The organism is Geminicoccus roseus DSM 18922 (assembly GCF_000427665.1).
GTDB classification, from domain to species: Bacteria; Pseudomonadota; Alphaproteobacteria; order Geminicoccales; family Geminicoccaceae; genus Geminicoccus; species Geminicoccus roseus.
Map to the genome: position 1 here is coordinate 2,615,851 of NZ_KE386572.1, position 17,678 is coordinate 2,633,528.

The following is a 17,678-nucleotide window of genomic DNA, read 5'->3' on the forward strand; positions in this document are numbered from 1 at the left end:
CAGCGGGTGCGGCTATTCAGGCGGCTTCCAGCCAATTGTCGTCCTCGCGGACCTCGATGATGGTCGGACCGTCGGCCCGGGCCGCCTCGATCAGCGCTGCGGTCAGCTCGGCCGCGGAACCGGGCCGGACATGGCGGCAGCCATAGGCCTGGGCGATCGCGCCGAATTCCGGGGTGAACGGATGGACCGCCAGTTCCTCGATCGAGCGGTTGCGCATGCCGAGCGCGATCTGGCCGAGCGAGCGGTTGTTCCAGAGCAGGATCGGCAGGGGCAGGTTCTCTTCCCGCGCGGTGCCGAGCTCGGCCAGGGTGAACTGGATGCCGCCATCGCCGATCAGCGCCACCACCGGGGTCTGGGGCTTCGCCAGCTTCGCGCCGATGGCGGCCGGCAGGGCGTAGCCCAGCGTGCCGAAGCCTGCCGGGTGGAACCAGGTGCGCGGCTGGTCGGTCGGGTAGCGGCTGTTGCCGCTATAGGCGATCATGGTCATGTCGCTGAACACCATGCCCTCTTCGGGCAGGGCGGCGCGCAGGGCGCCCAGGACCTTCTCGTGCTTGTGCTCGAGCGGGATCGTGGCGGCGCGGTGCGCGCGCCGGAGTTCCTGGACCCGCTCGGCCGGCGCCGGCCGCCCCTCCGGCAGCGCTTCTGCCAGTGCGGCCATGGTGGCGCCGGCATCGGCCAGGATCGCGATCTCCGCCGGGAAATCGCGGTCGAGCTGGTCGGGGTCGAGGTCGACCCGGATGATCTTGCCGGGGATCTCCAGCCGCTCGGCCCAGATGTCGTTCTCCGCCAGCTCGGTGCCGATCGCGATCACCAGGTCGGCCTCGCCCAAGAGGGCATGGGCGCCGGAAAAGGTCAGGATCGAGCCGGCATGGTTGGGATGGTCCTGCGGCAGGACGCCCTTGCCGGCGATGGTGGTGAAGGCGACCGCACCGGTCCTGGCGACGAAGTCCCGGGCGGCCGGTGCGGCATCCACGCAGCCGCCGCCCAGCACCACCACCGGCAGGCGGGCCGCCTGGATCAGCGCCGCGGCCTCGGCGACCTGCCGGGGAGCCGGATGGGCACGTTCGGCTGGTCGGCGCGGCCAAGCACCCCGGCCACCCCGGCGTTCCGCCACGTCCAGCGGCACCTGCAAGACGATCGGGCGCGGCCGTTCCAGGGTGAGGTGGCGGAAGCAGGCGGCCAGCACCTCGTCGACCTCCTCGGGCGACTGCACCGTCCGGGTCAGCCGGGTGATCGGCGCCACCGTGGCGCGCTGGTCGCCGATCTCGTGCAGGCGGCCGCGGCTGAGACCGCCGCCATCCATCGGGTTCAGCGTGGTCAGCACCAGGACCGGCACGCTGTCGGAATAGGCCTGGCCGATCGCGGTGGCGGCGTTGAGCAGGCCAGGCCCGGTGATCAGGCAGGCCACCCCCGGCTGGCCGGTGGCGCGGGCATAGCCGTCCGCCATGAACACGCCGGCCTGCTCGTGGCGGATGCCGACATGGCGGATGCTGGCGCGGGCCATCGCGTCATAGAGCTGCAGCGTATGCACCCCCGGGATGCCGAACACCGTGTCGACCCCGTAGGCGATCAGGCCCTCGATCAGGGCTTCGGCAGTGGAGGGGGCGTTCTTCAAGGCGTGATCCTTCCCGTTGGCCGGCCTATCGTGCCCCCAGGCAAGGCGATGCGGCAACCGCATCCCCGGAAATAATCGGCCAGGCATCGGGGAAGGCACATGGCGAACTACCGGACGATCTATCAGCGCTCGATCGAGAAGCCGGATGCCTTCTGGGCGGAAGCGGCCCGGGCCCTGCACTGGGACCGGCCCTGGGACCGCGTGCTGAACTTCGACCGGCCCCCGTTCTACCGCTGGTTCGAGGGCGGGGAACTGAACACCTGCTTCAACGCCGTCGACCGGCACGTCGCCAGCGGGCGGGGCGGACAGGTGGCGATCATCCACGACAGCGCGGTGACCGGCTCGGTGCGCCGGATCACCTATGCCGAGCTGCAGGACCTGGTGGCGCGCTTTGCGGGCGTGCTGGTGGGCCAGGGGGTCGGCAAGGGCGACCGGGTCGTGATCTACATGCCGATGGTGCCCGAGGCGGCGATCGCGATGCTGGCCTGCGCGCGGATCGGCGCGATCCACTCGGTGGTGTTCGGGGGCTTTGCCGCCAAGGAGCTGGCGACCCGGATCGACGACGCCAAGCCCGTGCTGATCGTGGCGGCGTCCTGCGGGATCGAGCCTGGCCGGGTGGTGCCGTACAAGCCGCTCCTGGCCGAGGCGCTGGCGCGTTCCCGGCACCGGCCGCGCCGCTGCATCGTGCTGCAGCGGCCGGAGGGGATGGCGGAACCGGAGCCGAGCATGGACCTGGACTGGCAGGCCTGCATGGACGAGGCGCAGCCGGTCGGCTGCACCCCGGTGGAGGCGACCGATCCGCTCTACATCCTCTACACCTCCGGCACGACCGGTCTGCCCAAGGGCATCGTGCGCGACCATGGCGGCCACGCCACCGCCCTGCTCTGGTCGATGAAGAACATCTACGGCGTCCAGCCGGGGGAGGTGTTCTGGACCGCGTCCGACGTCGGCTGGGTGGTCGGCCACAGCTATATCGTCTACGCGCCGCTGCTGAACGGCAGCACCACGGTGATCTACGAGGGCAAGCCGGTCGGCACGCCGGACGCGGGTGCCTTCTGGCGGGTGATCGCCCAGCACGGGGTCAAGGTGATGTTCACCGCGCCCACCGCCTTCCGGGCGATCCGCCGGGAGGACCCGGACGCGGAACTGATGCACCGCCACGACTTGGGCGGGTTCCGCGCCCTGTTCCTGGCCGGCGAGCGCTGCGACCCGGAGACCCTGCGCTGGGCCGAGGAAAAGCTGATGGTGCCGGTGATCGACCACTGGTGGCAGACGGAGACCGGCTGGGCGATCGCCGCCAACTACCTGGGCATCGAGCATCTGCCGGTGAAGCCGGGCTCGCCGACCTTGCCGGCCCCTGGATATGACGTGCGGATCCTGGGCGAGGACGGCCAGGAGCTTCCGGCCGGCGAGCAGGGCGCCATCTGCATCCGGCTGCCGCTGCCGCCCTCCTGCCTCAACAGCCTGTGGGGCAGCGAGGAGCGCTTCGTCGAGAGCTACATGAGCCGCTTTCCCGGCTACTACCTGACCGGCGATGCCGGCTACCGGGACGGGGACGGCTACCTGTTCGTGATGGGCCGCATCGACGACGTGATCAACGTGGCCGGGCACCGCCTGTCGACCGGCCAGATCGAGGAAGTGCTGGCCGCGCATTCGGCGGTGGCGGAATGCGCGGTGATGGGGGTGGCGGACCAGCTCAAGGGCGAGCTGCCGGTGGGCTTCCTGGTGCTGAAGGCCGGGGTGACCACGGCGCCGGCGGAGGTCGAGAAGGAGGCGATCGCCATGGTCCGGGCCGAGATCGGTCCGGTGGCGGCGTTCAAGCTCGCCAAGGTGGTCAAGCGCCTGCCCAAGACCCGCTCGGGCAAGATCCTGCGCGGGACTATGAAGAAGATCGCCGACGGCACGCCCTGGACGATGCCGGCCACCATCGACGATCCGGCCAGCCTGGAGGAGATCGGGGACGCGCTGGCGCAGCTGGGCTATCCGCGGCCACAGTGACCCCTGCCAATCGCGGCACCGCTCACGCGGATGGTGACGCGTGGCCGGGAACGGGACGAACCTGCTCCTGCCCGAGCACGGGCAGGAGCTACACCATGAGCACTGTTCCTCGTTTCCTTCGCCTCGTCCCGTTCCTCGGGCTGGCCCTGCTGACCGCGTGCGAGACACCGAGCGGTCCTGGCCGGCCGGTCGACGCCGGCTCCTCGTCGATCGTGTTCGACCACCCGCTCTACCAGGGAGCCGAAGGGGAGTATCAGCAGAGGAGCAGCGTGGGCGGGACCAACGGCCGGATCGACAGCGCCACGTTCGAGGGGGTGCTCGGCTTTGTCTCGATCCAGAGCCACCGCTCGGCCGGCGACACCTATTTCTCGAAGCGCCCGATGGACGATCTGGTCGCGCAGCTCGGGCCGGAGCCGGAAGCGAACCGGATGAACGAGGAAGGCGTCCTGCCGAACAGCTTCCCGCCGGTGGCCTGGGCGTCGTTCGACATGGCGACCGGGGACGGGGAAACCCTGGCCTGCGTCGTGATCCAGCGCAGCGGCGCCAACGCCACGACCGCCAGGGGTGGCCTGACCTCGGCACTGGTCGTGGCGACCGAGTGCCGGCTGCCGCTGCAGGAACTGGGGGAGGCGGAAGCCTCGGCGCTGTCGAACGCCGTGACCATCAAGTGATCCGCCGGCGCGGGCGGAATCGCAGGCGCCGGCTCAACAACAAAACGGGCGCTTGAGGCGCCCGCTTGTCACTTGATCTTGGATTCTTTGAACTCGACGTGCTTGCGCACCTTCGGGTCGTACTTCTTGAACGACAGCTTGTCGGTCGTGCTGCGGGTGTTCTTCTTCGTGGTGTAGAAGAAGCCGGTGCCAGCGGTGCTGACGAGCTTGATCAGTACGGTCGCGGCCTTGGCCACAGGCCTTCTCCGAGGTAAATGTTCCGGAACGGGTGCGGACCTAGCGGCAACCGCCGGGTTTTGTCAACCTTGCCGCTCGGCGCCGCCAGGCGCCAGGGCGTCCAGCCGCGCCAGCGCCAGCACGAGCACGGCGCCTCCCAGGACCCAGGGCATCACCCAGGCACCGGCCAGCTGCATGGCGGTGCCGCCCAGGAGCGGGCCGACCGCGACGCCGATCTGGATGGTCATGATGTAGGTGGTGTTGGCCGCGGCGATATGGTCGCGGCCATAGGTGCGGCCGAGCAGCGACAGGCCGCAGGAGTAGAGGCTGCCGATCGCTCCGCCGGTGAACAGCAGGATCGGCCAGATCAGCCAGCCCGAGGCCAGGCCCAGGTTCATCAGGGCGTGGCCGAGCGCGGCGGCCAGCGCGGTGGCGACGATGGTCCGCACCCGGCCGATCCGGTCGCCGATCCACCCCACCGGATACTGGAACAGGATGTTGCCGGCGATCAGCACCATCACCATCAGGCCGGCCTGCTGCTCGGCCGCCCCGCCGGCCAGCCCCCAGAGCACCAGCAGCGCGAAGTGGCCGGTCTCCAGCACGGCGAACACGAAGGCGGTGGCGAACACGAACGGGGTGGCCCGCAGCTTGCCCAGGATGTCGGGCCGATGCCCGGCACCACCGCGCAGCAGGGGATCGATCGGCGTGAGGAACAGGGTCAGGACAGCGCCCATCGCCAGGAGCGCGGCGCAGGCCAGGAAAGGCGCCAGGCCCTCGCTGCCGAGCAGGACGATCAGCCCTGGCCCGGCGGTGTAGCCCACGCTGAACAGCGTGCCGTACAGGCCCAGCACCCGGCCGCGCCGTTCCTCGGTGACCAGGGCGTTGACCGCCGATTCGCTCATGATGAACAGCAGCGCCAGGCCGATGCTCTGCAGGAGGCGCAGGCCGAACCAGAACCACAGATCGATCCTGAGCGGCAGGAGCAGGAAGGTCAGCGCGGTGATCGCCAGGCCCAGCAGCATGGCGCGGCTGGCGCCCATGGCGAGCAGGCGGGGAATGAACGGGATGACCAGGAACACGCCCAGCCCGCCAGCGGCGGCGTTCAGGCCGATCAGGCCCTCGGGCACCCCGTGGTGATGGAGCACCAGGGAGAGCAGCGGCTGACTGGTGGAAAGGACGATCCCGACCAGGGTCGCGGTCGCCATGACGAGCGCGAGGACATGGAGCGGCGGCTCAGAAGCGGCGGCGTCCCTTGTTCCCACCATTGCCACGACCTGCTCTCCCACTCGTCAGCCTGGAACGGCGCTTCTTGCCGCTTGCCCATTCCCTCGCCGCCGCGATGCTGGCGGGCCCTGGCTGATGTTCGAGGAGGCGGAAGGAGATCCTGCCGCCCAGCTGGTCGATCTCCTCCAGCTCGACGGTCACCCGGTCGCCCAGCGCGTAGACCTCTCCGGAGAACCGGCCGACCAGGGCATGGCGCGCCTCGTCGTGCACCCAGTCGTCCCGGCCGAGGCCGCCGACATGAACCAGACCCTCGGCCCCGCTGTCCAGCAGGGAGACGAACAGGCCAAAGCGCTGCACCGAGGCGACCATCGCTTCGAAGCGTGTGCCGACCTGGTCCTGCATGAACAGGGCGACGAAGCGCTCGTAGGCGGTGCGCTCGGCGACCATGGCGCGCCGCTCGGTCGAGGAGAGATGCGAGCCCAGCTCGTAGAGCGCCTCGCCTTCCTCATACTTGGACAGCCCGCCGTCGCCTAAGGACAGGGCGCTGATCAGGGCGCGATGCACGACCAGGTCGGAATAGCGGCGGATCGGCGAGGTGAAATGGGCGTAGCGGCGCAGGTTCAGGCCGAAATGGCCGATATTGTCCGGGTGGTAGACCGCCTGGGCCTGGGAGCGCAGGACCAGCTGCGAGACGATCTGGCGCGACGCCTCGTCTTCGATGCGGCTGATCAGCCGGGTGAAGTCGCCGGGCCGGGCGACGTTCTTGCCCCAGGGCAGGCCCAGCTCGCGCATGTAGTCGGCCAGCGCCGCCAGCTTGAGCGCATCGGGCTTGTCGTGGACGCGGAACAGGCAGGGTGCCTTGCGCCCTTCCAGCTCGGAGGCCGCGGCGACGTTGGCCGCGATCATGAACTCCTCGATGAGCTGGTGGGACTGCAGGCGCTCGCGCGCCTTGAAGCCCGCGGGCCGGCCGTTCTCGTTGAACAGGACCTTGCGCTCGGGCACGTCCAGGTCCATGGCGCCGCGCCGGTCGCGGGCGGCGCGCAGCAGGGCATAGGCCTGGAACAAGCGCTCGACCGGCTGGCGCACGTCCAAAGAAACCGCTTCCGGGTCGCCCAGATGGGCGGCCTCCACGACGGTGTAGGTCAGCCGGGCGCGGCTGTTCATCACGCCGCGCAGGAACTTCCAGCGGCGGATTTCTCCCTGGCCGTCGATCGACAGGACGCAGGCGACGCAGGCGCGGTCCTCGTGCGGGCGCAGCGAGCACAGGTCGTTGCTGAGCTTCTCCGGCAGCATCGGGATGACCCGGTCGGGAAAATAGACCGAGTTGCCGCGCTTCTTGGCCTCCTGGTCGAGCGCGTCGTCCGGGCGGACATAGTGAGCGACGTCGGCGATCGCGACGGTGATCAGGAAGCCGCCCGGGTTCTTCGGGTCCGGGTCGGGGACGGCGTGGACCGCGTCGTCGAAGTCGCGAGCATCCTCGCCGTCGATGGTGACCAGCTCCAGGTGGCGCAGGTCGGTGCGGCCCTCCAGGGTCACCGGCTCGGCCTGCTCGGCCAGCTCCAGGGCCTTGTCCGGGAACACCATCGGCAGGTCGGCCTCGACCGCCGTCATCAGGCTGATCGAGCGCGGGTCGTCCGGGCGGCCCAAGTTTTCCACCGCCTCGGCGTGCGGGATGTCCTGGCGCCAGCCGGGCAGCACATGGGCCCGCACCAGGTCGCCGATCGCGACCTCGATCTTGTCGGCGCGCAGCCGGTACTCGTGCTTCGCCTTGCGGTCGGCGGGGCGCAGCCGGAAGCCGTCGCCGGCCCGCTCGACCACGCCGATCACTTCGCGCGAGGTCTTGGGCAGGACGCGGATGACCCGCCCCTCGAACGTGCCGTCCTGCTGGCGGAAGTTCTTGACCAGCAGCCGGTCGCCCGGGCCGGGGACCGGCCGTTCCAGCGCATGGTGCGGCAGGCGGATGCGCAGCTCGCCGAAGATCTCATCGAGCGGCCGGGCGATCAGGTCGCCGTCCTCGTCGACCTCTTCCACCGTCACCGGCATGATCGCCGGCGGCTTGCCGGCGATCGCGTGGCGGCGCGGCGGCCGGCCCTCCAGCTCGCCCTCGGAGCGCAGGTCGCGCAGGAGCTTGCGCAGGGCATGGCGCTGGTCGCCGCCCACGTTGAACGCCTGGGCGATCTCACGGGTCTGCAGTTCGCCGCCGGCGGCCCGGATGAACTCCATGAGCTGTCGGCGGGACGGCAGTCCCGTGCGGCCGTGGGGCGGTGGCCTGCGAGGGGGCAAGCTCAGGCTCGCCTGGTGCTGGAACGGGTGAGCTTCGTGGTGCTGTCGCTGTTGCCGGGGGTGGCGAGGGCTTCCGCGTCCGCCGGTGCCTTCCTGGCAGCAGCCTTCTTGGCCGGCGCTTTCTTCGCGGCCGGCTTGCCGTCGCCCGGCTGGGCCTCCTTGGCCGGTTTCTTCTCCGCCGTCTTTGCCGCTGCCTTCTTGGCCGGAGCCGCCTTCTTGGCTGCACCGCGCTTCGGCTTCTTGCCCGGACCCTTGGCGGCGCGCTCGTCGATCAGGCGAATGGCGGTGGCCAGGTCGAGTTGTTCCGCAGCGAGCGACTTCGGCAGGCTGGCGTTGACGTCGCCGCACTTGACGTAGGGGCCGAAGCGGCCGGCGAACAGCTGGATCGGCTGGTCGTTGTCGGGATGGACGCCGACCTCCTTGAGCGGCGCCGCGGCGGCCCGGCGGGCATTGGCCGGCGGCTCGGCGAGCAGGGCCATCGCCCGGTTCATGCCGACCGTCAGGACGTCCTCGTCCGGCCCCAGCCGGACGAAGCGCTTGTCCAGATGCACGAACGGGCCGAACCGGTTGATGCCGGCGGTGATCGGCTTGCCGGTCTCGGGATCGGTGCCGATCTCGCGCGGCAGCGCCAGGAGCTGGATGGCCCTGTCCAGGTCGAGATCGTCGGGCTTGAGGTTGGGCGGCAGGGAGGAGCGCTTGAGCGTGTCGCCGGAGCCGCGCTGCACATAGGGGCCGAACCGGCCGACCTTCAGCCAGACTTCCTCGGCGCTGTCCGGATCGACGCCCAGCAGGCGGTCCTGGCTCTCCGCCGCGGCTTCGTCGGCGGGCACGTCGAGCTGGCGGGTGAAGCGGCATTCCGGATAGTTGGAGCAGCCCACGAACGCGCCGAACTTGCCGATCTTGAGGGACAGCTGGCCGGTCCCGCAGGTCGGGCAGATCCTCGGGTTGCTGCCGTCCTCGCGCGGCGGGAACAGCCGGGTGGCCAGCGCATCGTTGAGCGCGTCGATCACCTCGGCGACCCGGCGCTCCTTGACGTCCTCGATCCTGGCCTTGAACGGATCCCAGAACGCCCGCAGCACCGCCTTCCAGTCGATCTCGCCGGACGCCACGTCGTCGAGCTGGTCCTCCAGCTTCGCGGTGAAGTCCGGCTGGACATACTGGTCGAAGAACGAGGTCAGGAAGGCTATCACGATGCGGCCGCGCGATTCCGGCACGAACCGCTTCTGCTCCAGGCGCACGTACTGGCGGGCCTGCAGGACCGAGAGAATCGAGGCATAGGTGGAGGGGCGGCCGATACCCAGCTCTTCCATGCGCTTGACCAGGCTGGCCTCGGTGAAGCGGGGCGGCGGCTCGGTGAAGTGCTGGGCAGGCTCGACCTTCTCGCGTCCGACCGGCTCGCCCTGCACCATGGGCGGCAGCAGGCGGCTGTCGTCGTCGTCGTCGGCCGACGGGTCGTCGCGGCCTTCCTGGTAGAGCTCCAGGAAGCCCGGGAAGGTCACGGTCTGGCCGGTGGCGCGCAGCCCCACCGAGCCGTCGACCGCCTCGATCTCCGCGGTGACCCGGTCCAGGACCGCCGCGGCCATCTGGCAGGCGACGGTGCGCTTCCAGATCAGCTCGTAGAGGCGGCGCTGGTCGTCATCCAGGAACTTGCCGATCTCCTGCGGCGTGCGGAACACGTCGGTCGGGCGGATCGCCTCGTGGGCTTCCTGGGCGTTCTTGGTCTTGGTCTTGAAGGTGCGCGGCTTCTCGGGGAGGTAGCGCTCGGAGAAACGCTTCTCGATCCAGCGGCGGCACTGGCCGATCGCGTCGCCCGACAGGGCCACGCTGTCGGTCCGCATGTAGGTGATCAGGCCGACCTGCTCGCCGTTCAGGTTGGCGCCCTCGAACAGGCGCTGCGCCGTGCGCATGGTCCGGTCGGCGGAGAAGCCCAGCTTGCGCGAGGCCTCCTGCTGCAGGGTCGAGGTCGAGAACGGCGGCGAAGGGTTGCGGCCGACCTGCTTCTTCTCGACCGAACCCACCTGGAAGGTCGCGGCCTCGATGGCGCGCACCGCCGCCTGGGCCGCCACCTCGTCGGGAAGGTCGAACCGGTCGAGCTTCCTGCCGTCGAGCTTGGCGAGGCGCGCGGTGAAGGCATCGCCGCCCTGGGTGCGGCAGCCGACCGCGATCGTCCAGTATTCCCGCGCGACGAACGCCTCGATCTCGGCCTCGCGCTCGCACACCAGGCGCAGCGCCACCGACTGGACCCGGCCAGCCGAGCGCGAGCCCTGCAGCTTGCGCCACAGCACCGGCGAGAGGGTGAAGCCCACCAGATAGTCCAGGGCGCGGCGAGCCTGGTAGGCGTCGATCAGATGGTGGTCGAGCTGGCGGGGGGCCTTCATCGCCTCCAGCACCGCCGGCTTGGTCACCTCGTAGAACAGGACCCGCTCGACCCGCAGGTCCTTCTTGATCGCCTTCTTGTCGGTCAGCGCCGAGAGGACATGCCAGGAGATCGCCTCGCCCTCGCGGTCCGGGTCGGTGGCGAGCACCAGCCGGTCGGCGGTGCGAACCGCCCGGGCGATCTCGTCGATCCGCTTCTTCTTCTCTTCCTGGACCTCGTAGATCATGCGGAAATCGTCGTCGGGAAGGACGGAGCCGTCCTTCTCGGGAAGATCGCGCACGTGGCCGTAGCTCGGCAGGACCGTGAAGCCCTCGCCCAGATACTTGTTGATCGTCTTTGCCTTGGTGGGGGATTCGACGACGACGACGTTCATCAGCGGCTTTTCTCGAGATGCCCACCGCGGCAGGTCGTGAGCGAGTGGGATCGGGTCGGGAAGGTGGGCCCTATCTCTTAAGTTGCAAGAGCATGCAAGACGCAAGGCTCAGGCGAACAGGAGAGACACGCGGTTGCCACCATGCCGCTCCAGGCGGCCTTCGAGCTCCAGCTCGAGCAGGGCCTCATGGATATGGGCCGTGGTTGCTTGGCATTGGCGTACGAGATCGTCAACCGCGAGGGGGTCGGGACCGAGCAGGCCGACGATCCGCGCGACCAGCCCGTCGGGCTCCGCGATGGCCGTGCCGTCCGGACCGGCCGACGGAACGGGCGGGGCACCCGGGCGGGCCGCCTCCACGGCCGGAGACCGCCGGGGCGGGCGGTGTGCCTGCCGGAGCAGCAGCGGCTCCAGGACCCGCCGCACGTCCTCGGCGTCCTCGACCAGCACCGCGCCGTCCTTGATCAGCTGGTTGGTGCCCCGGTGGCGCTCGTCGAGCGGCGAGCCCGGCACCGCCATCACCTCGCGGCCCTGTTCCAGGGCCAGCCGGGCGGTGACCAGCGAGCCGGAGCGCAGGGCCGCCTCCACCACCAGGACACCGAGCGACAGGCCGGCGATGATCCGGTTGCGAGCCGGAAAGGCTTGCGCCCGCGGCTCGGCGCCGAACGGCCGCTCGGTCAGCAGCAGGCCGGTCTCGCCGATCCGGGCGGAAAGACCGGCATTCTGCTCGGGATAGACCTGGTCGATGCCGGTGGCGATCACCGCGATGGTGCGGTGCTCCTGGTCCAGGGCTCCTTCATGGCCGGCCGTGTCGATGCCCCGGGCCAGGCCGGAGACGACTGTGAACAGGCTGGAGGCGAGGCCGTGCGCGATGGAGCGGGCCAGGGTCCGGCCGTTGCCGCTGGCATGGCGGGAGCCCACGATCGCGACCGCCGGGTGTTCCAGCAGGCCCGGATCGCCCAGCATGGTCAGGACCGGCGGCGGGTCATGGATGCTGGCCAGGGCTTCGGGATAGCCCGGGCCGCCCAGGAAGAGCAGGCGGGCGCCTGTGCGCTCGGTCTCCTGCAACTCCCGCTCGATTGCGTCCGGCTTGGCCAGGCGCACCTGGCTGGTGACGACCGGCGGCAGTTCGTGCCATCGCTCCAGCACGGCGGCGGCGCTGCCCATGCGCAGCACGAGCCGGCCGAACGCGCGGGGGCCGATCCCGTCGCTGCGGCACAGGCGCAACCTGGCGAAGGCTTCGGCGGGGGCAATGGACAGGTTGGACATGGTCGCCATCGGGAGCGGGAGGCTCTCCACTAATGCGTCATGATCCTGAGGAAATGCAACCCTGGCGAGAAAAGCTGGCCGGCTACTGGGATCGGGCCGGCCATGGCCCGATGCGGGAAACAATTGTCCAGGCGCTGGACTGCTTCGAGCGGGAAGGGCGGGTGCCGCCGCTGCGGGTCGTGGATCTGGGCTGCGGGGTCGGGCGGGACACCCTGAAGCTGCTGGCGCTGGGGCATCATGTCCAGGCGATCGACCGGGAAGCGGTCGCGGTCGAGCGCCTGGTCGCCGCCTGCCCGGCCGAGGCGCGGCCGCGGCTCGTGCCGATCGTGGGCCGGTTCGAGGAGGCGGGCTGGGCGCCGGTCGACCTGACGGTCTCGTCGTTCGCACTGCCGTTCTGCCCGCCCGACCGGTTCCCGGCGCTCTGGACGACGATCGGACAGCGGCTCCTGCCGGGCGGCCGGCTCGCCTGCCAGCTGCTCGGGCCGAACGACGGGTTTGCCGGCCAGCCGGGCATCACCCTGCATGGGCGGCCGGAGGTCGAGGCCCTGCTGGCGGCTTACCGGATCGAGCGGCTGGAGGAGGAGGAAACCGACAGCGTTACCCCGCGCGGCAGGGCCAAGCACTGGCACCTCTACCACCTGGTCGCCAGGAAGCGGTGATGCACCAGGGTCCGGGAAGGGCTGTCAGGCCTTCTTGGAGAAGCTCACCTTGTTCTCCTCGCCGCGCACCAGCCGGCCGATGTTCTGGTGGTGCTTGAGGATGACGATGATGCCGATCAGCGCGAACAGGAAGGCAGCCTGCGGATCGCCGATCATGTACGCCACCAGGGCGGCGGTGACCGAGGCTAGCACCGAGCCCAGCGAGACGAAGCGGGTGGCGATGACGGCAGCCAGGAACACCAGCAGCGCCGCCAGCAGGGTCAGCGGGCTCAAGGCCAGCACCACGCCGGCCGCGGTGGCAACGCCCTTGCCGCCCTTGAACTTCAGCCAGGCGGGGAAGCAGTGGCCGAGCACGGCGCCCAGGCCCACCACCAGGGCCACGTCCCGGTTGAACCAGGCCATGGCCAGCAGCACGGGCAGGGCGCCCTTGGCTGCGTCGGCCAGCAGCGTGGCCAGGGCCAGGCCCTTGCGGCCGGTGCGCAGCACGTTGGTGGCGCCGATATTGCCGGAGCCGATCGCGCGGATGTCGCCCGCACCGGCCATCCGGGTGACGATCAGCCCGAACGGGATCGAGCCGGCGAGATAGCCTGCCAGCAGGGCAAGCAGGAGCGGCCAGCCCCAGGAGGAGGCGGCGATCGGTTCCATGGGTTCAGTCCTCGCTGCCCGATGACGTCTGGTCGCGGCGGAACACGACCCGCCCGTCGACCAGGGTGGTCTCCACCCGGCCCATCATGAGCCGGCCCTCGAAGGCGGTGTTCTTGGACGCGCTGTGGAGGTCGCGCTCGGTGACCTTCCAGGGCCGGTTCGGGTCGAACAGGATCAGGTCGGCCGGGGCGCCCACCGCCAGCGTGCCGGCGTCGATGCCGAGCAGGCGGGCGGGCGTGGTGGCCAGGCGCGACATCAGGGCCGGCAGGCCGATCCGCCCGTCATGGAACAGGCGCAGCGCCACCGGCAGCAGGGTCTCCAGCCCGACCACGCCGAACTCGGCGCTGGCGAACGGCAGGCGCTTGCTGTCCTGGTCCTGGGGGCGGTGGTCGGAGGCAATCGCATCGATGGTGCCGTCGATGACCGCGGCCTCGACCGCCAGCCGGTCGGCCTCCGCGCGCAAGGGCGGCGAGACTTTGGCGAAGGTGCGGTAGCCCTCGACCTCCAGCTCGTTCAGCGCCAGGTGATGCGGCGTGCAGTCGCAGGTCACCCGGACGCCCTCGGCCTTGGCCCGCCGGATCGCGTCCAGGGTCTCGGCGGTGGTGACCCGGGAAAAATGGATCCTGCCCCCGGTGGCCCGCGCCAGGCGCAGGTCGCGCTCGATCATGATGACCTCGGCCTCGCGGGGCACCGAGGTCAGGCCGAGCCTGGCGGCGATCGGGCCGGGATTGGCCACGCCGTTGCGAGCGAGGTCCGGCTCCTCGGGATGCTGCACCAGGAAGGCGTCGATCAGCCGGCCATAGGATAGGGCGCGGCGCATGATCCGGGCGCTGGCGACCGCCTGGTGGCCGTCGGTGAAGCCGATGGCGCCGGCCTCGCGCAGCAGGCCGAACTCGGCAAGCTGCTCGCCCTTCAGCCCCTTGGTGATCGCGGCATAGGGATAGACCTTGGCGAGCCGCGCCCGCCTGGCCCGCCTGGCCACGAACTCGACCATGGAAGGGTCGTCGATGGGCGGGAGGGTGCCGGGCAGGCAGGCAAAGCTGGTGACCCCGCCCGCCACCGCCGCGAGCGCGCCGGTGGCGAAGCTTTCCTTGTGCTCGGCGCCGGGCTCGCCCAGCTGCACGCGCAGGTCGACCAGGCCCGGCGCCAGCACGGCGCCCTGCGCATCCAGCCGCTCGGCCTCGATCGAGCCGTCCTGGCCGAGACGGGGACCCAGCGCCGCGATGCGCCCGTGCTGGATCAGCAGGGCGCCAGGCTGCTCGGTGCCGGCGACCGGATCAACCAGCCTGGCATTGGTGATCAGCAGGCGGCTCATGGCCTGGCCTCCCGGTCGGGTCCGGCCAGGGCGTCGAGCACCGCCATGCGGACCGCCACGCCCATCTCCACCTGGTCCAGGATGGCGCTGCGGTCGATGTCGTCGGCGACCACGCCGTCGATCTCCACGCCGCGGTTCATCGGGCCGGGATGCAGGACCAGCGCGTCCGGGGCGGCGTTGGCGAGCTTATCGCGGGTCAGGCCGTAGAGCCGGAAATATTCGCGGATCGAGGGCAGGTGGGCGGATTGCATCCGTTCCAGCTGCAGGCGCAGCATCATCACGATGTCCACGCCCTCCAGGCCGCGCATCATGTCGGTGGTGATCTCGGCGCCATAGGCGTCGATGCCGCCGGGCAGCAGGGTCGGCGGGGCGATCAGCCGGACCCTGGCACCCATGGCGAGCAGCAGCAGCATGTTGGAGCGGGCCACCCGGGAATGCAGGACGTCGCCGCAGATCGCGACCGTCAGCCCCTCGATGCGCCCCTTGCGCCGGCGGATGGTCAGCGCGTCGAGCAGGGCCTGGGTCGGGTGCTCGTGCAGGCCGTCCCCGGCATTGACCACCGAGCAGCGGACATGGCGGGCCAGGAGGGCCACCGCACCGCTCTCGCCATGGCGCACCACCAGCACGTCCGGGTGCATGGCGTTCAGGGTCATCGCGGTGTCGATCAGGGTCTCGCCCTTCTTCACCGAGGAGGTGGCGACCTCCATGTTGACCACATCGGCGCCCAGCCGCTTGCCGGCCAGCTCGAACGAGGTCCGGGTCCGGGTCGAGTTCTCGAAGAACAGGTTGAGGAGCGTGCGCCCGGCCAGCCGGTCGCGCCGGTCGGCGAGGCCGCGATTGACGTCCACGCACGCCTCGGCGCGGTCCAGCAGGTCCTGGATCTCGTAGGGGGCCAGTCCCTCGATGCCGAGGAGATGAGGCCCGCGGAAACGAAGGGAGTATCGGTCATCCATGGCCGGGAGGAATAGGCCCCGGCAGGCCGGTCGACAAGCCGACGAAGCGGCCGCGGCGACGATCGCTCAGGCGTCAGTCGCGCCGCTGCTCGTTCCCGGTGGCCTCGACACGCAGCCCCAGCGGCGCGAACCAGAGGTTCGCCCAGATGGTCACGCCCATGCGGAGCATCGCCCAGGGCAACAGCCAGGCATCTGGGACATCCGGCCGGGCCCCGGTGGCGGGGAGGGCTGGTACAGGCCTTGTCGGCGTGCGCAACTGGATGATGTCTGCCATGAGCGGTCTCGGCCTCGCCTGCCAGATCTATGACCGACGTCCCGAGGGTCGTCTATGACTGGCAGGACACCAACCGGACATTAAGCGCAGGGTGCCATACCCCACGGTGACATGTGTCACTCCAACCGGACCAAAAGCCTCAGCTCAGTAGATCATGCCGAGTTCGAGCTGGGCTTCTTCGGACATCATCGAGGGATGCCATGGCGGATCCCAGGTGATCTCCACCGTGCACGACGTCACGCCCGCGACGGCGGAAATCTTGTTCTCCACCTCGATCGGCAGGGATTCCGCGACCGGGCAGCTCGGCGAGGTCAGGGTCATCGAGACGATCACCCGGTCGCCGTCCTCGATGTCGATCTTGTAGATCAGCCCGAGCTCGTAGATGTTCACCGGGATCTCGGGGTCGTAGATCGTCTTGAGCACGTCGACGATCTGCTCGCCCAGCCGTTCGATCTCGACGGTGCGCGCCCGGCTGGCGGCGTCTTCGGGCGTTTCCTGCAGGAACGCTTCGGCGCGATCGAGGCCGCTGTTCTCGTCCATGTCCGCTTCCTCAGCCATACTTGCCGACAATGTAGCGCAGGCTCTTCGCCAGCGCCTCGACATCGGCCTCGTTGTTATAGATGCCGAACGACGCGCGGGCACTGCCTTCCAGGCCGAAGCGCCGGTGCAGCGGCTGGGCGCAGTGATGGCCGCTGCGGATCGCGATGCCGTCCAGGTCGAGCATCGCCCCGATGTCCTGGTGGTGCAGGCCGTCGACCCAGAACGAGATGGCGCCGGTGCGGTGGGCTGGCGCCCCCAGCACGTTCAGACCGGGGACCTGCTGCAGCGCGCGCAGGCCGATCGCCATCAGGTGGTCCTCATGGGCCTGGACCGCCTCGATGTCGAACTGGCGAAACCAGTCCAGCGCCGCCGCCAGGGCATGCACGCCGGCGATGTCCGGCGTGCCGGCCTCGAAGCGGAACGGAATCTCGCCATAGGTGGTCTCCTCGAAGGAGACCCGGTCGACGATCCCGCCGCCGCCCTGCCAGGGCTGCATGCCCTCCAGGTGCTCGCGCCGGGCGTACAGGACGCCCACCCCGGAGGGGCCGTAGATCTTGTGGGCGGAGAAGGCCAGGAAGTCGATGTCGAGCGCCTGCACGTCCACCGGCAGGTGCTGCACCGACTGCGCGGCGTCGACCAGCACCGGCACGCCCTGGGCGTGCGCCGCTGCGACAATCTCGCCGATCGGGTTGACCGTGCCCAGCACGTTGGAGACCCAGGAGCAGGCCAGCATCCGGGTGCGCGGCCCGATCATGGCGCGCAGGGCCGCCGTGTCGAGCTCGCCGGCATCGCTGACCGGCGCCGCCACCACCTTGGCGCCGTGGCGGGCGGCGATGATCTGCCAGGGCACGATGTTGGAGTGGTGCTCCATGGTCGTGACCAGGATCTCGTCGCCGGCCTGGAGCTTCGGCTCCAGGAACGACCAGGCGACCAGGTTGATCGATTCGGTGGTGTTGCGGGTGAACACGACCTCGCGCCAGTCGGCCGCCCCCAGGAAGCCCTGCACCTTGCGGCGGGCGCCGTCGAAGGCGTCGCTGGCGCGCTGGCTGAGGTCGTACACGCCGCGATGGATGTTGGCGTAGTCGTGCCGGTAGAACTCGGCCTGCGCCCGGATCACCGCTTCCGGCTTCTGGGCGCTGGCTCCGCTGTCGAGGAACACCATCGGCCGGCCGCTCATCGGCTCGGCCAGGATCGGGAACGCGGCGCGCACCGCGTCCACGTCGAGGCTGGGAGCGCTGACGCGCTCCTGGACGTCGGTGCGCATCTCGC

The 17,678-nt window shown here is 70.2% G+C and carries 15 protein-coding genes; 3 read left to right on the top strand and 12 right to left on the bottom strand.

What is annotated here, in order from left to right; translation table 11 throughout:
- Window positions 1–16: 16 nt before the first annotated feature.
- Entirely contained in the window at window positions 17–1,615 is a 1,599-nt protein-coding gene (locus tag GEMRO_RS0113270; protein WP_027134378.1) for a 5-guanidino-2-oxopentanoate decarboxylase, read from the bottom strand.
- 99 nt (window positions 1,616–1,714) lie between these two features.
- Here GEMRO_RS0113270 and GEMRO_RS0113275 point away from each other — a divergent pair, with 99 nt between their 5' ends.
- Together GEMRO_RS0113275 and GEMRO_RS0113280 are read left to right on the top strand one after the other, a co-directional pair.
- Entirely contained in the window at window positions 1,715–3,613 is a 1,899-nt protein-coding gene (locus GEMRO_RS0113275; protein ID WP_027134379.1) for a propionyl-CoA synthetase, read from the top strand.
- Window positions 3,614–3,708: 95 nt separating this feature from the next.
- Window positions 3,709–4,284: a hypothetical protein gene (locus GEMRO_RS0113280; RefSeq protein ID WP_027134380.1), complete on the top strand. Its 576-nt coding sequence runs from the start codon at window positions 3,709–3,711 to the stop codon at window positions 4,282–4,284.
- Between the two features lie 68 nt (window positions 4,285–4,352).
- Here GEMRO_RS0113280 and rpmG read toward each other — a convergent pair whose 3' ends face one another.
- From rpmG to dprA, 5 genes are all read right to left on the bottom strand, one after another.
- Window positions 4,353–4,520, bottom strand: coding sequence for a 50S ribosomal protein L33 (gene rpmG / locus GEMRO_RS0113285; RefSeq protein ID WP_027134381.1), 168 nt, complete (start codon window positions 4,518–4,520; stop codon window positions 4,353–4,355).
- 63 nt (window positions 4,521–4,583) lie between these two features.
- A complete protein-coding gene (locus tag GEMRO_RS0113290) occupies window positions 4,584–5,765 on the bottom strand; it encodes an MFS transporter (RefSeq protein ID WP_084506933.1) in 1,182 nt (393 codons plus the stop codon).
- A complete protein-coding gene (gene rnr, locus GEMRO_RS0113295; protein ID WP_276202830.1) occupies window positions 5,734–8,007 on the bottom strand; it encodes a ribonuclease R in 2,274 nt (757 codons plus the stop codon). The genes GEMRO_RS0113290 and rnr overlap by 32 nt, the downstream gene beginning before the upstream one ends.
- Before the next feature lie 2 nt (window positions 8,008–8,009).
- Window positions 8,010–10,757 (bottom strand): type I DNA topoisomerase, encoded by a 2,748-nt coding sequence (topA, locus tag GEMRO_RS29495; protein ID WP_051329038.1) that lies wholly within the window; start codon window positions 10,755–10,757, stop codon window positions 8,010–8,012.
- 108 nt (window positions 10,758–10,865) lie between these two features.
- On the bottom strand, window positions 10,866–12,032 hold the full coding sequence (gene dprA, locus GEMRO_RS0113305) for a DNA-processing protein DprA (RefSeq protein ID WP_240476682.1): 1,167 nt from the start codon (window positions 12,030–12,032) through the stop codon (window positions 10,866–10,868).
- A 23-nt stretch (window positions 12,033–12,055) separates the two neighbouring features.
- Here dprA and GEMRO_RS0113310 point away from each other — a divergent pair, with 23 nt between their 5' ends.
- Window positions 12,056–12,682 carry a class I SAM-dependent methyltransferase gene (locus GEMRO_RS0113310; protein ID WP_084506934.1) on the top strand — a complete coding sequence of 209 codons (627 nt, stop codon included), beginning with the start codon at window positions 12,056–12,058 and terminating at the stop codon, window positions 12,680–12,682.
- 24 nt (window positions 12,683–12,706) lie between these two features.
- On the opposite strand, the gene plsY is transcribed toward GEMRO_RS0113310, so the two are convergent.
- The 6 genes from plsY to GEMRO_RS0113340 all read right to left on the bottom strand — a co-directional run bounded on the left by plsY (window position 12,707) and on the right by GEMRO_RS0113340 (window position 17,673).
- Window positions 12,707–13,327, bottom strand: coding sequence for a glycerol-3-phosphate 1-O-acyltransferase PlsY (plsY, locus tag GEMRO_RS0113315; RefSeq protein WP_027134386.1), 621 nt, complete (start codon window positions 13,325–13,327; stop codon window positions 12,707–12,709).
- 4 nt (window positions 13,328–13,331) lie between these two features.
- Window positions 13,332–14,642, bottom strand: a complete 1,311-nt coding sequence (locus GEMRO_RS0113320; RefSeq protein ID WP_027134387.1) for a dihydroorotase — start codon at window positions 14,640–14,642, stop codon at window positions 13,332–13,334.
- Window positions 14,639–15,595, bottom strand: a complete 957-nt coding sequence (locus tag GEMRO_RS0113325) for an aspartate carbamoyltransferase catalytic subunit (RefSeq protein WP_027134388.1) — start codon at window positions 15,593–15,595, stop codon at window positions 14,639–14,641. Before GEMRO_RS0113325 ends, GEMRO_RS0113320 begins: the two co-directional genes overlap by 4 nt.
- Window positions 15,596–15,668: 73 nt before the next feature.
- On the bottom strand, window positions 15,669–15,869 hold the full coding sequence (locus GEMRO_RS34235; protein WP_157505579.1) for a hypothetical protein: 201 nt from the start codon (window positions 15,867–15,869) through the stop codon (window positions 15,669–15,671).
- A gap of 144 nt (window positions 15,870–16,013) precedes the next feature.
- Complete coding sequence (locus GEMRO_RS0113335) at window positions 16,014–16,409, bottom strand: SUF system Fe-S cluster assembly protein (RefSeq protein ID WP_084506935.1); 396 nt, start codon at window positions 16,407–16,409, stop codon at window positions 16,014–16,016.
- Window positions 16,410–16,419: 10 nt separating this feature from the next.
- Window positions 16,420–17,673 (bottom strand): aminotransferase class V-fold PLP-dependent enzyme, encoded by a 1,254-nt coding sequence (locus GEMRO_RS0113340; protein ID WP_027134390.1) that lies wholly within the window; start codon window positions 17,671–17,673, stop codon window positions 16,420–16,422.
- Between the last annotated feature and the right edge of the window lie 5 nt (window positions 17,674–17,678).

Excerpts from the sequence above, each read along its gene's own strand:
- GEMRO_RS0113275 (WP_027134379.1), top strand. The coding sequence starts at position 1,715 with ATGGCGAACTACCGGACGATCTATCAGCGCTCGATCGAGAAGCCGGAT.
- GEMRO_RS0113280 (WP_027134380.1), top strand. The coding sequence starts at position 3,709 with ATGAGCACTGTTCCTCGTTTCCTTCGCCTCGTCCCGTTCCTCGGGCTG.
- GEMRO_RS0113290 (WP_084506933.1), bottom strand. The coding sequence starts at position 5,765 with ATGGTGGGAACAAGGGACGCCGCCGCTTCTGAGCCGCCGCTCCATGTC.
- topA (WP_051329038.1), bottom strand. The coding sequence starts at position 10,757 with ATGAACGTCGTCGTCGTCGAATCCCCCACCAAGGCAAAGACGATCAAC.
- dprA (WP_240476682.1), bottom strand. The coding sequence starts at position 12,032 with ATGGCGACCATGTCCAACCTGTCCATTGCCCCCGCCGAAGCCTTCGCC.
- GEMRO_RS0113310 (WP_084506934.1), top strand. The coding sequence starts at position 12,056 with ATGCGTCATGATCCTGAGGAAATGCAACCCTGGCGAGAAAAGCTGGCC.
- plsY (WP_027134386.1), bottom strand. The coding sequence starts at position 13,327 with ATGGAACCGATCGCCGCCTCCTCCTGGGGCTGGCCGCTCCTGCTTGCC.
- GEMRO_RS0113320 (WP_027134387.1), bottom strand. The coding sequence starts at position 14,642 with ATGAGCCGCCTGCTGATCACCAATGCCAGGCTGGTTGATCCGGTCGCC.
- GEMRO_RS0113325 (WP_027134388.1), bottom strand. The coding sequence starts at position 15,595 with ATGGATGACCGATACTCCCTTCGTTTCCGCGGGCCTCATCTCCTCGGC.
- GEMRO_RS34235 (WP_157505579.1), bottom strand. The coding sequence starts at position 15,869 with ATGGCAGACATCATCCAGTTGCGCACGCCGACAAGGCCTGTACCAGCC.
- GEMRO_RS0113335 (WP_084506935.1), bottom strand. The coding sequence starts at position 16,409 with ATGGACGAGAACAGCGGCCTCGATCGCGCCGAAGCGTTCCTGCAGGAA.
- GEMRO_RS0113340 (WP_027134390.1), bottom strand. The coding sequence starts at position 17,673 with ATGCGCACCGACGTCCAGGAGCGCGTCAGCGCTCCCAGCCTCGACGTG.